This window comes from Streptomyces sp. NPDC020597 (assembly GCF_044335095.1).
Classification (GTDB): Bacteria; Actinomycetota; Actinomycetes; order Streptomycetales; family Streptomycetaceae; genus Streptomyces.
This window is the reverse complement of the sequence record NZ_JBIRUL010000017.1, coordinates 22,731-34,885: the sequence shown is the minus strand read 5'-3', so window position 1 is coordinate 34,885 and position 12,155 is coordinate 22,731. Positions and strand designations below refer to the sequence as shown.

Here is a 12,155-nt window from a genome sequence, read left to right as displayed (position 1 = left end):
GGGGAGATCCGGTGACCCGGCCCCCGCCGCCGCCCGAGGCCGCCGAAGTGCGGGGTCACGCCGACCCCTGCCCCCGGACGGCGACGGCCGCCCGCCGATGGCCTGGACGAGGGATGGATCGTGGACACGCGCGTGGCCCGAGGCCGATCGCCGGCCCGGCCTGGCGCGCTGACGGACGGCGACCGGGCGTCCCGTCAGCCGGCCGAGGCTCGGCGCGGCCGGGGGACCAGCTCCCCGCCGCAGTTCGGGCACACGCCGCCCATGGCCTCCCCGCACGGCACGCAGAACGTGCACTCGTAGGAGCAGATCCGGGCCGGCCCGTCGGGGGGCAGGGCGGCGGTGGTGCAGCGTTCGCAGCGGTCGCGCATCTCCAGGGCCATCGCGGTACGTGCTCCTCGTCGGGGTCGGTTCGTCGTCCTCCATGGTCGGGCGAGCACGGACGTCCGTCGGCGGTCCGGCAGGCCACGCTTCGACAGGATCGGGCCTGCCCGCTTCACCGCACGGCCACCCGTGCCGGTCACGACCACCCCGCGCCGGTCACGGCCACCCCGTGCCGGTCGTCGCCCGTGTGGTGACCGCCGGTACCCCGGTCATCGCTTCACCACTGGCGGCCTGCGGGGAGCGCGGCCCGACCGGGCGCGGACAGGTGCAGCACCTGGAACAGCTCTCCCTCGGCCGTCGGTGCGGCGTGTTCCCAGAGGGACAGGTGCACCGTCTCCCACCGGCTCGTGTCCACGGCGGCGGCCGCGAGCACCGCGCCGTCCTCCCGCGCCAGCCGTCGCGCCTCGTCCACCGACTCCCGCACCGCGGCGGAGACCGGGCCGCCGTCCGGAAGAGGCCGGCGCCGCCGTACGGCGAACCGGGCCGGAGCGTCGGCGGCGACTCCCTCCTCGTAGGCCAGTCCCGTCCACTGGCGGACCGCCGGGCGCCCGAAGTCGTCGCTCAGGCCCTGGAACCCGGCGCCCCACAGGAAGGCGTTCATGCCCTCCACCGTGTTCCAGAGATAGAACGGCGCGTACTGGCTGACCGGTGAGCCGTGCACCCCGCGCTCGCGCAGCAGGTACGCCTTGAGACCGAGGCCCGCCCAGTCGTCCAGCCGGCGCCCGACACGGGCCACGCGCGCGTGGATGACGCGCGTGTCGTAGTCGGCGGGCAGGGTCAGCTCGTACTGCATGGCGTGCACGGGGCCTCCTGGCGGGCCGGGCGGGGGGCGAGCAGGGAGAGCAGTCCGCGGACGCCCGCGTCGAAGGCGGCCGGCGAACCGGCCGCGCGGGCCAGCACATAGCCGCCCTGAACCGTGGCCACGACGGTGGCGGCGATCGCCTCGCCGTCCAGCTCCGGGCCGAACTGCCCCTGTTCCTTGCCCTCTTCGACGATGTGGGCGATCAGTTCGCGGATCCCGTCGATCGTCTCGTCCACGGGTCCACGCAGCGCGTCGTTCGCGACGACGTCCGGGTCCATCGTCAGCCGCCCGAGGGGGCAGCCCCGCAACACGTCGCGCTCGCGCGTGAGATACGCCTCGATGCGCTCGTAGGGCGTGCCCGGCCCGTTCAGCACCTCCTCGACGCCGGCGCGCATCTCCTCGGCGGTCCGCCGGATCGCCGCCGAGGCGAGATCGGGCTTGCCCTTGAAGTGGTGGTACATGCTGCCCTGTCCCGCCCCCGCCCGCTGCAGGATCGCCCGGGGGCTCGTCCCCACGTATCCGCGCTCCCAGAGCAGTTCCCGGGTGGATTCGATCAGTCGCTCCGATGTGCCCATGAAGCGACTGTACATACCAGTAGGTACAGAAGTCGAGAGCCCGGGGAGCATCCGGGGCCCGTCCCCGTACTCCCGGGGAGGTACGCACAGTGACGCCGACCGTGCGACGACGCGGACCCCCGTCCGGCGGGACTCTCGAGACGTCGAGCACGTCCCGTTGCAAGGTCCCCTTGCAGATCCCCTGAGGAGATGACCCGAGATGAACACCTTGGCCGACTGGCAGGGCGGCGGCCCCGGCCCGTGGATCCTGTTCCTCCCGCTGATCTGGGCGGCCGTGGTGATCGGCGCGGTCACGCTGCTGCGCCGCACCGTGTGGCGCGGCCGCCCCGGTCCCTGGGGCGCGCCGCGAGACCCCCGCCCCACCGGCGACTCGCCCCTCGCGGTCCTCGGCCGCCGCTTCGCCTCCGGCGAGATCGACGAGGACGAGTACTGGCGGCGACTGTCCGTCCTGGACGAGCAGTTCGGCCGCATGGGCAGGGGCGGCACGGCGTGATCACGCCGCAGGGGCCGTCGACGCCACGGAGGCGGAGGTGGACGACGCCACCGGCGTTCGCGTCCCGACCGGGAACGCCCGCGCCCGGTGTGCCGGCCCCCGGCGGGGGCCGGCACACCGGGCGCGGGGGCGCCTCGCCGTGCGGGACGTCACCGCCCGGTCAACCGACGACGGCCGACCGGGCGGGGGCATGCGCGGGCCGCAGATCGTCGACGGAGACGACCTCCGTGAACCGGGGAGCGGCCTGCTCGCGCGGGGTGCGGCGCGGCGGACGCGCCGCGAGCTCCCGCGCGGCGACGGGCGCCGGCAGGGTGAACCACACGACCTTGCCGGACTCTCCCTCCGGCCGGGCGCCCCAGCTCTCGCTGACCGCGGCCACCATGGCCAGTCCGCGTCCGCAGGTGGAGAGCGTCTCGGCGGCCTTGACGACCGGCAGTCGCGGATCGTGGTCGCGCACGGAGACGGTCAGCCGGTCGAGCAGCAGCTCCATCTCGACGACGCAGGTCTTGTCGGGCTGGGCGTGCAGGTGGACGTTGGTCAACAGCTCCGTCACACCGAGCGCGGCCCGGTCTATCAGCGGATCCATGTGCCAGTAGCGCAACTGCGCCGATACGATTCTGCGGACCTGACCGATCCGCGACGGCAGGGCCTGAAGCTCCACCATGCAGTGCCTGCTTGGGTTGCTGATCACGGCTGCGACTCCCCGACTGAGGTCCGGAAGAACACGGAGTTCGGATCGAGCAGGGCGTCTGCGCAAGGCGGCCGCCTGCTGTCTTGGCCGGCGGGCTGGTTCGCAGCGTTATCGCCGGTAAACCCAGAGTGACGTGAGACCAGAGTGACGCAGCGGATGCGGTGGCGCAACTCGCGGTGATTCGGCCACCCGGGCCGGTCTCCCGCCCCCTGCGGCTCAGCCGCCGCGTCCCGCCGCCCTGCGCACGGCCTCGATGAAGCGGCGCGCCGCAGGCGGTCCGGGTTCGCCCGGTGCGGGGTCGTGCTCGCCGAGCGTCAGCAGGTACCGGTTGCCGTTGAGGTCGGCCAGCGCCCGGTCCTCCGGGGCGAACCAGGGTTTCGAGGCGCGGACCGCCTGCACGGGCGCGCTGTCGATCTCGCTGCCGTAGCTGGTCAGCAACTCCAGCCTGCCGTCGCTGATGCGGACCTGCCCGGCCCGGGTGAGCGAGCGCAGCCGCTTCCCGATACGCACGCCCGTAGCCGTGAACTCCGGCTCCGCCATGCCCTTCCGCCCCCTCGCGTTCGAAGTCGTCCGTGACCCGGTGCGCGCCCCTGTGCGGGGCTCGCCCCGACCCGGTGCAGTCTGCCCGCGCCTGTCCTCGAGCACCAGTGCGTCCGCACGTCCACAAGGGGCCGTCCGGAGCATTCGCATGAATGCGCCCCCGGCGCACGCATCCGCCCCCAGGGCCGCCTTTGAGTGCCTCAAAGCAGTGTTTATGCAGGTGAGAAGCGTGTGGAAGATGTTTATGATCGGAGTGTCGGCCGCGCGGACCACCGTCGGCGCGAAGTCCGAAGGAGCCCCGCCGTGACCACCTCCCCGCCCACCAGGACCGGCGCCACCCTCGACGTCGACCGCAGCGACGCCGCCTACCGCGACTGGCTGAAAGAAGCCGTCCGCAGAGTCCAGGCGGACGCCAACCGCTCGGCCGACACCCACCTGCTGCGCTTCCCGCTCCCGGAGAGCTGGGGGATCGACCTCTATCTCAAGGACGAGTCCACCCACCCCACCGGCAGCCTCAAACACCGGCTCGCCCGCTCGCTCTTCCTCTACGGCCTGTGCAACGGCTGGATCAGGCCGGACCGCCCGGTGATCGAGGCGTCCAGCGGCTCGACGGCCGTGTCCGAGGCGTACTTCGCCAAGCTGATCGGCGTGCCCTTCATCGCCGTCATGCCGCGTACGACGAGCGCCGAGAAGATCCGACTGATCGAGTTCCACGGCGGGCGGTGTCACTTCGTCGACGACTCCCGCACGATGTACGAGGAGTCGGCACGCCTCGCGACGGACCTCGAGGGCCACTACATGGACCAGTTCACCTACGCGGAGCGGGCCACGGACTGGCGCGGCAACAACAACATCGCCGAATCCATCTTCCGTCAACTGGAGCTGGAGCGGTTCCCGGAGCCCGCCTGGATCGTCGCCACGGCCGGCACCGGCGGCACCTCCGCCACCCTCGCGCGCTTCGTCCACTACACCCAGCGCGACACCCGCATCTGTGTCGCCGACCCGGAGAACTCGTGCTTCTTCGAGGGATGGACGAGCGGCGATCCGGACGTCACCTGCGACTGCGGGTCACGCATCGAGGGCATCGGCCGGCCCCGGATGGAGCCCAGCTTCGTCCCCGGCGCCGTCGACCGCATGATGAAGGTCCCCGACGCCGCCAGCGTCGCCGGGGTGCGCGCCCTGGAACGGGCCATCGGCCGCAAGGCGGGCGGCTCGACGGGCACCGGGCTGTGGAGCGCGCTCAAGATCGTCGCCGAGATGGTGGCCGAGGGCCGCCGGGGCAGCGTCGTCACCCTGCTGTGCGACCCGGGGGACCGCTACCTGGACAAGTACTACTCCGACGACTGGCTCGCCCAGCAGGGCCTGGACATCGCCCCCTACGCGGCGGTGATCGAGACGCTGCTGGCCACCGGCGTGTGGCAGGACTGAACCGGAGCGCCCACCACGGGGCGCCGCGCTCAGCCGGAGAGCCGGCGGTCCAGCCGCTTCACGGCCCCGCGGAACGATCGTCCGAGCCCCGGCCGGGCCAGTCGAAGCACCGCCCGGAACGCCCCGGGGCCGTCCGCGGCGAACGTCCACTGCACGCGCGTCCCCGCCCCGGCCGGCGCAAGCCGCCACTCCTCGACCAGTGCCCCGACGCCCGGAGCGTTGGTGACGTCGACGCGGTAGGCGTACACCTCCGGCTCCTTCGCCGCGAGGACCGTCTCACGAAAACGCGTGCCGCCCCGCAGGCGCACCTCGCGCGCCGCCCCGCCGTCCAGCGGCTCGGCGGACGTCACGGCCGGAAACCACTGCGCCCACCCGGGCACGTCCTCGGCGAGCGCACGGAAGACGTGCTCGGGGGGAGCGGACACCTCCGCCGCGTAGACCAGCCGCACGGGGGCGGTCCGGACGAAGTCGAGCCCTTCGGGACGCAACCGGCGAGGCATACGCGCGACCTCCGCATGGCGGGGAAACGGGTGCGCCACCCTAGCCGCCGTCCTCTCAGATGTCTGCACCCTCGTCGGGCTCGCCCGCGACCGTCAGTCGACGCAGGTGTTCGGAGATCTCCGTGCGGGCCGCCTCCGGCAGACCGGCGTCCGTCACGAGCGTGTCGACCTGCTCCAGCGCGGCGAACGAACTCAGGCCCACCACACCCCACTTGGTGTGGTCGGCGACCACCACGACCCGGCGCGCCGACTGCACCAGCCGCCGGTTGGTCTCGGCCTCCGCGAGGTTCGGCGTCGACAGCCCGGCCTCGGCCGATATGCCGTGCACGCCGAGGAACAGCACGTCGAAGTGGAGTGCCGCGATGGCCTGGTCGGCGACCGGCCCCACCAGTGAGTCCGACGGCGTGCGCACCCCGCCCGTCAGTACGACCGTGGCCGCGCCCTGCCGGGGGCCCGCGGTGCGCTGCGCCACGTGGAAGACGTCCGCGACGCGCACCGAGTTCGTCACCACGGTCAGGTCCGGCACGTCCACCAGGTGATGGGCGAGCGCGTAGGTGGTCGTACCGCCCGACAACGCGATCGCGCTCCCCGGGGCGACCAGTTGCGCCGCGGCCTTGGCGATGTCCTCCTTGGCGGTCAGCTCCAGACCCGACTTCGCCTCGAAGCCCGGCTCGTGGGTGCTCGCCTCCACCACCGGCACCGCGCCGCCGTGCACCTTCTCCAGCACGCCCTGCCGGGCCAGCGCGTCCAGATCACGCCGCACCGTCATGTCCGACACGCCGAGCTTTCGGGTCAGCTCGTTGACGCGGACGCCGCCCCGGCGTCGGACCTCGTCCAGGATCAGGGAGCGCCGCTGCTCCGCGAGGAGGTTCTGATTCTCACTCACGTACGCTCCGGTCCTTTCCCTCAAGCCGTCCGACGGGCCGCTCACCTGCTCCGACGAGGACGTTCGCCCCCGACGCCGGTGTGCGGGCGTCCCATCCTCGCACGGCGGGGTCACAGCTGTACCACCACCCCGACGCGTGCATGCCACCGCGGTGGGCGCCGGTCCCTCGCACACCAGGCGGAGATTCCGTGACCGGAGGTGTATCACGCGTCCGAAGTGGCGATCCTTATGCCCGCACGGACACATTCGAAGGCGTGTCATGGGGGAAGTGCGCATCGTGAAACCTGCCTCTGCGGGCGGAGCCGCCCTGGAACTTCTGGTCCACGGCGTGGGCGGCGCCACGCCCGAGAAGATGCTGAACGATCCGCGCACCGTGCGGATCACCGGCGACGGGACGGCGGCCGTCTACCGCCGGGCCGACGACGTCGCCGCCGACACCGGCCCCGGCGACGACCGCGGCCGCGGCGTTCCCGTCCCCGAGGCGTATGTGTGGTCCAACCTCACGTCCGGCAACGGCACCCGCGCCCTGTGGCTGCTGCTGTTGCCGTTCATGGTCGTCAACCTCGCCCACTGGATGCGCCCCGCCGCGCGGGAGGGCACCCGCGCGGTGCGGGTGTACGGCCTGCTGGTGCGGCTCGCGGCGCTGAGCCTGACGGTCCTCCTGGTGGCGGCGGCCTGCGAGGTCGCCCTCGACCTCACGGCCTGGCAGTGCGCGGGCACGACCGCCTGCGCCGAACGCCACACCTGGCTCGGCTTCCTGTCACCGGCCGTCTCGGACGGCAGCTGGTGGAGCGGGCCGGGCCGCAGGCTCGCCCTCGCCGCCCTGCTGCCGGCCGCGCTCACGGCGCTCCTGTGGTACCTGTCCCACCGCACCTGGCGGGCGTACGAGTCCCAGGAACCCCTGGACCGCGCGCCCGAGCCGGAGACCGGCCCCGCGCACACGGCGCTCGGCCGGCCCGGCTTCTGGTACGGGCGCCGCCTGGTCGCAAGGCTCCGCGCCGCGCACACCGCCGCCGGCCTGCTGACGATCGCCGCGGCGGTCGGCACGGCGGCCGCGCGCGAGGACCGCAGGCCCGGCGGCCCCGCCCTCCTCGACCTGCTGGGCCGCGCCCTGGAGGCCTCCCTGGCCGCGGGCGCGCTGGCCACGGTGTGGGTGGTGTGCCGCCGGGGCCGCAGCGAGCGCCGCCTCGACCGGCGCGTCGACGCCTGCCTCGTGCACGGGCTGCCGTCGGCCGCCCTCGTGCTGCTCGCCCTCACCCTGGTGTACGCCGGATGGGACCGCCCGGGCTGGAGGTCCGAGGGCCGGCTGCCGGGCGACGCGACCTTCGGCGCACTGGCGCTCGCCCAGGGCGCCCTGGTGATCGCCCTCGCCGTCGTCGCCCGCACCCTGCACCACTGCCCGCGACGACACGGGCCGGACGCGCCGCCGGAGCGCTGCGCGCTGCACGGCCTCGGCGGACCGGCCGTCGCGATGCTGGCCTGCGCGCTGGGCGGCGTCATGTCCGGCGGGGTGTCGCAGCGGGTGTCGGACTGGCTCGACGGCACCGGGACCTTCCTCGAAGGCCCGCCGGTGCTGCTGACCTGGCAGGCGGCCGCCATACCGGTGCTGCTCGCGGTGGTGCTGGCGGTGTGCGCGCTGCTCGCCCGCCGCACCCTGCTGCTGATCCGGGCCGAGGAGAAGGAGGTGATCCGGACGTACGAGGTGCGCTCGGGCGACGCGGCGCGCACCCGGCTCATCGCCCGGGCCCGTGCGACGGCCGCGCTCACCGACCGCGGCCCGCTCCTGGTCGCCGTGGTCGCCACCACGACCCTGCTCCTCGGCGCGGGCGCGCTCGTCGGCGCCTTCGGCACCGGACGGACCCCGGTCCGGGCCGCGCAGACGGCGGCCCCCTTCGTGCAGGGCGCCGCCCAGACCGCCCAGGCGCTGGGCTCCTGGATGATCGGGCTCGGCTTCATCCTGTTCGTGACCTGGGGCCGGCGCGCCTACAAGGACGTCTCCGCGCGGCGCACGATCGGCATCCTCTGGGACGTCGGCACGTTCTGGCCGCGCGCCGCGCACCCCTTCGCCCCGCCCTGTTACGCGGAGCGCGCCGTACCCGACCTGACCTGGCGCATGACCACCTGGACGCGGGCCACGGGCGGGCGGCTCGTCATCTCGGGGCACTCCCAGGGCAGCGTCCTCGCGGCCGCGGCGGCCTGGCAGCTGAAACCCTCCGACCGGGCCCGCGTCGCCCTGCTCACCTACGGCTCCCCGATCGAGCGCCTCTACGGCCGCTGGTTCCCCGCCCACTTCGGACCGGCCGCGCTGGCCGCCCTGCACGAGGACATCGACTGCTGGCGCAACCTGTACCGGCCGACCGATCCCATCGGCGGCCCCGTACGGCTGTCCGGCGACGGCTGCGGCCCGCAGGTGGACCGCGAGCCGCTCGCCGACCCCCTGGCGTACGGCCGCAGCGAGGACCATCCGCTGCCCGCGCCCGTCCTCGGACACTCCGACTACCAGGCCGACCCGGCCTTCGCCGAGGAGCGCGAACTGCTGCTGGGGAGGCTGCGGCCCGAGAGGCCGGCGGGGGAGGTGCCGGTGCAGCGGTCCTGAAGCGGCCGGGGTCGTGAGGCGACGGAGGCAGGGAAGGGCCGGAGGCCGTGACGGGCCGGCGGGTCTGCATGACCGGCGGTCCTGGAGGGTCAGGGCAGCTCCGGCAGGTCCTCCGCGTACAGCAGGGTGAGGTCGTCCGTGCTGGGCTCCGCCACCTGCGCGACACGGCTCGCGTGCCGTTCCACCATCGCCTCGAACGTCTGGCGGGCGGTGCGGCCGTTGCCGAAGGCGGGGCCCTTCGGGAGTTCCGTGAAGTACTTCAGCAGCGCGTCCGCGGCGCCCGGACCGAGCCGGTACTCGTGCTCCTCGGCCTGTTGCTGCACGATCCGCAGCAGCTCGTCCGGGCCGTAGTCGCCGAAGGTGATGGTCCGTGAGAAACGGGACGCCACACCCGGGTTGACCGACAGGAACCGCTCCATCTCCGCCGTGTAGCCCGCCACGATCACGACGACGGAGTCGCGGTGGTCCTCCATCAGCTTCACCAGCGTGTCGATGGCCTCCTTGCCGAAGTCCCGGCCGGCGTCCTCCGGCGACAGCGCGTACGCCTCGTCGATGAACAGCACGCCGCCGTGCGCCCGCTGGAACGCCTCCTGGGTGCGGATCGCCGTCGAACCGATGTGCTCGCCGACCAGGTCCACCCGGGACACCTCGACGAGATGGCCCTTCTCCAGCACGGCGAGAGCGGCGAGGATCTCGCCGTACAGGCGCGCGACCGTCGTCTTGCCCGTTCCGGGGGAGCCGGTGAAGACCAGGTGGCGCTTGACGGACGCCGCCTTGAGCCCCGCCTGCTGACGGCGCCGGCCCACCTCGATCATGTCGATGAGGGCCCGCACCTCGCGCTTGACGCTGTCCAGACCGACCAGGGTGTCCAGCTCGCCGAGCACGTCCTGCGAGGTCCGCACCGGCGACTGCGGCTCCAGAGCGGCCGGCTGCGGTTCCGGCACGGCGACGCGTTGATCGGGCAGCACGCCGAGCAGGCCCGGGGACCGGACGGTCGTCTGCACGACCGTCTCCAGGGCGACCGGAGCCCCTGGCGAGCGCACGCCCGTACTCTCGTCGCTGCTGCAGTCCTCGACCACGGGCGCCGAACCGGACGCGGACTCCGCACCGGCGTCGGCGAACTCGTAGCCGCCGCGCGCACAGCGCTCGGTCCGGCACTTGCGGAGCGTGGTGCGGCTGCCGTCTATGACGTGGAAGCCGTAGCCCCCGCTGTTGGTCACCTTGCAGTTCAGAAAGCTGCCGCGGCCGCCGGCCGACACATAGAACCCGGCCTCGGCGGGGGAGTCGACCGTGCAGCGCTCGACGGTCGGGTCGGCGCCCTTGGTGACGATCACGCCCGTCTGCGTGCCGTCGATGGTGCAGTTGTCGAGGGTGCCGCCGCTGCCGTGGTCGCGGAACCAGGCGCCGGTCGCCGCGTCCCGGATCCGGCAGTCGTCCAGCTGTGCCGTGGCGCCGTCGCTCACGGACACCGCGGTGTTGCGCACCTGGGAGAGGTCGCTGTCGACGACGTCCGCACGGGAGCCGCGGTCGAGGACGAACAGGGCGTCCGGCACGTCGTGCACCCGGCAGGAGTCCAGCACCGCCGTGGCGCCGTCGCTCACCCAGACGGCCGGATAGTCACCGGTGCTGTCGAAGATCTCGCACTGGTTGGCGTCCACGCGCGTGCCCGGATCCCAGACGGACAGCCCGTTGCGCCCGAACTGACGCACCGTCGTGCGGGTCAGCGTCAGGACGGAACGGGACCGCAGGTCGACGGCGTTCTCCGGGATGTCGTGGATACGGCAGTCGGCCAGGGTGAGCACGGCGTCGGTGTCGAGGGTGACGCCGTCGGCGGTGGTGCGGTGCACGTCGCAGTCGGTGAGATGGGCCGTGGCCCGCGCGCTGACCTGCACGCCGCTGCCCCGGACCTCGTACACCTCGCAGCCCACCGCCTCGAGCGCGGTGTGGTCGCCGGTCGCGCTCAGGCCCGCCCCCGCGGTGTGGTGCACACGGCAGCGCTCGAACCGCGGACGCGCGCCGCCGCGCACCGCGATGCCGGCCTGGCCGGCCGCGAGGACCTCGCACTCCTCGAAGACGCCCCCGCCGCCGTCCACCACGGCGATGCCGATGCCCGCCGGGTTGTCGACGGTGCACCGCCGCACCGTGGGGCGGGCGCTGCCGCGCACCTCGACGCCCGCCGCGGACCGGGTGACGATCCGCAGGTCCAGCAGCTCCGGCGTGCCCTCCTCGACGAGCACCGCGGGCGCGGCAGCGTCCTGACCCTCCACGTGCAGGTCCTGCACGACGGCCGAGGCCCGGACCGTCAGCGGCACTCCGTCCACCGGAGCCAGTCGCACGGAGCCCGGGGAGCCCTCGGGACCGCGCAGGGTCACCGGCCGCTCCACGACCAGGTTCTCCCGGTAGGTGCCGGGAGCGATGGTGAGGACGTCGCCCTCCGCCGCGGCCTCCAGGGCTGCGGCGAGCGATGCGTACTCACCCGTGCGGCGCCGCCACCGCGATGTGCCGGTGTGCGTCACCTGGACCGTGCCCTGTGCCATGGCGTTGCTGTGCCCCCACCTCGTGGTACGCGGGTTGATGCCGAAGGCTTCGGCCGGACCACCGTAGCGTGCGCGCGGGCAGTGGGTTGACCAGAGGCGAAAGGCCGTCAGCTGCCGGCGCCGGTGCGCCCCCAGTCCGGGCCCGCACGCTCCCAGGCCCGGTCCCAACGGGCGTAACGGCGGCGGACCATGCGCCAGACGACCAGCCGCCGGCCGCCCTCCACGGCGCCCGCGGTGAACATGGCCGCGCCGAAGCCGGCGAGCACGGCATGTGTCGTGGCGGTGGCGGAGTCCAGGGGACGGGCCGTCAGACGGCCGTGTCCGTCCGTCCATATCGCGAAGTGGTCGCCGCGGTGCGGGGTCCTGAGACCGGCCAGGACCGTGCCGTGCTGCGCCGTGCCGTCCGGCGCGGTCCAGTCGGCGACGACCCGGGTCCGCGTCTCCCTGCCGGTGGTCGTCTCCGGGTCCACCTCCACCGGCGAACCGGTCGCCCTGCGCACCACGGTGGCCGTCACCTCGTGGCGCGACGCGTGCTGCGCACGGACCGACTGCTGCAGAGTGCCCTGGGCCGCGGCGCCGACGACGGAGCCCGCGACGGGGGCGACGAGGAGGATCAGGAACAGGGCGGAGAGGGCCAACCACGCCTCGACCAGGTCCGTTCGTCGGCGCAGCGGGTTGTGCCGCCAACGCCAGATTCCGCCGATCGCCTGCATGGACCCCACCCCC

The 12,155-nt window shown here is 73.7% G+C and carries 12 protein-coding genes; 3 read left to right on the top strand and 9 right to left on the bottom strand.

What is annotated here, in order from left to right:
- Window positions 1-194 precede the first annotated feature (194 nt).
- The 3 genes from ACH4ZA_RS26245 to ACH4ZA_RS26235 form a co-directional block, all read right to left on the bottom strand.
- Complete coding sequence (locus ACH4ZA_RS26245; protein ID WP_398431918.1) at window positions 195-380, bottom strand: DUF1272 domain-containing protein; 186 nt, start codon at window positions 378-380, stop codon at window positions 195-197.
- A 218-nt stretch (window positions 381-598) separates the two neighbouring features.
- Window positions 599-1,183, bottom strand: coding sequence for a DUF4865 family protein (locus tag ACH4ZA_RS26240; protein WP_398431917.1), 585 nt, complete (start codon window positions 1,181-1,183; stop codon window positions 599-601).
- Entirely contained in the window at window positions 1,159-1,773 is a 615-nt protein-coding gene (locus ACH4ZA_RS26235) for a TetR/AcrR family transcriptional regulator (RefSeq protein ID WP_398431916.1), read from the bottom strand. Before ACH4ZA_RS26235 ends, ACH4ZA_RS26240 begins: the two co-directional genes overlap by 25 nt.
- Before the next feature lie 184 nt (window positions 1,774-1,957).
- On the opposite strand from ACH4ZA_RS26235, the gene ACH4ZA_RS26230 reads away from it, so the two are divergent.
- On the top strand, window positions 1,958-2,251 hold the full coding sequence (locus ACH4ZA_RS26230; RefSeq protein WP_398431915.1) for an SHOCT domain-containing protein: 294 nt from the start codon (window positions 1,958-1,960) through the stop codon (window positions 2,249-2,251).
- A 160-nt stretch (window positions 2,252-2,411) separates the two neighbouring features.
- Here the strand turns inward: ACH4ZA_RS26230 and ACH4ZA_RS26225 are convergent, their stop codons facing one another.
- Together ACH4ZA_RS26225 and ACH4ZA_RS26220 are read right to left on the bottom strand one after the other, a co-directional pair.
- Window positions 2,412-2,915, bottom strand: coding sequence for an ATP-binding protein (locus tag ACH4ZA_RS26225; RefSeq protein ID WP_398431914.1), 504 nt, complete (start codon window positions 2,913-2,915; stop codon window positions 2,412-2,414).
- Between the two features lie 243 nt (window positions 2,916-3,158).
- On the bottom strand, window positions 3,159-3,482 hold the full coding sequence (locus tag ACH4ZA_RS26220) for a hypothetical protein (protein WP_057582518.1): 324 nt from the start codon (window positions 3,480-3,482) through the stop codon (window positions 3,159-3,161).
- 303 nt (window positions 3,483-3,785) lie between these two features.
- On the opposite strand from ACH4ZA_RS26220, the gene ACH4ZA_RS26215 reads away from it, so the two are divergent.
- Window positions 3,786-4,910 (top strand): PLP-dependent cysteine synthase family protein, encoded by a 1,125-nt coding sequence (locus ACH4ZA_RS26215; protein ID WP_398431913.1) that lies wholly within the window; start codon window positions 3,786-3,788, stop codon window positions 4,908-4,910.
- 29 nt (window positions 4,911-4,939) lie between these two features.
- On the opposite strand, the gene ACH4ZA_RS26210 is transcribed toward ACH4ZA_RS26215, so the two are convergent.
- Window positions 4,940-5,410, bottom strand: a complete 471-nt coding sequence (locus tag ACH4ZA_RS26210; RefSeq protein WP_398431912.1) for an SRPBCC family protein — start codon at window positions 5,408-5,410, stop codon at window positions 4,940-4,942.
- Window positions 5,411-5,465: 55 nt separating this feature from the next.
- Entirely contained in the window at window positions 5,466-6,296 is an 831-nt protein-coding gene (locus tag ACH4ZA_RS26205) for a DeoR/GlpR family DNA-binding transcription regulator (RefSeq protein WP_398431911.1), read from the bottom strand.
- A gap of 277 nt (window positions 6,297-6,573) precedes the next feature.
- Between ACH4ZA_RS26205 and ACH4ZA_RS26200 the strand changes: the two genes are divergently transcribed.
- Entirely contained in the window at window positions 6,574-8,892 is a 2,319-nt protein-coding gene (locus ACH4ZA_RS26200) for a hypothetical protein (protein ID WP_398431909.1), read from the top strand.
- A gap of 89 nt (window positions 8,893-8,981) precedes the next feature.
- On the opposite strand, the gene ACH4ZA_RS26195 is transcribed toward ACH4ZA_RS26200, so the two are convergent.
- Together ACH4ZA_RS26195 and ACH4ZA_RS26190 are read right to left on the bottom strand one after the other, a co-directional pair.
- Entirely contained in the window at window positions 8,982-11,429 is a 2,448-nt protein-coding gene (locus tag ACH4ZA_RS26195) for a right-handed parallel beta-helix repeat-containing protein (protein WP_398431908.1), read from the bottom strand.
- Between the two features lie 107 nt (window positions 11,430-11,536).
- Window positions 11,537-12,142: a hypothetical protein gene (locus ACH4ZA_RS26190; protein WP_398431907.1), complete on the bottom strand. Its 606-nt coding sequence runs from the start codon at window positions 12,140-12,142 to the stop codon at window positions 11,537-11,539.
- Window positions 12,143-12,155 lie beyond the last annotated feature (13 nt).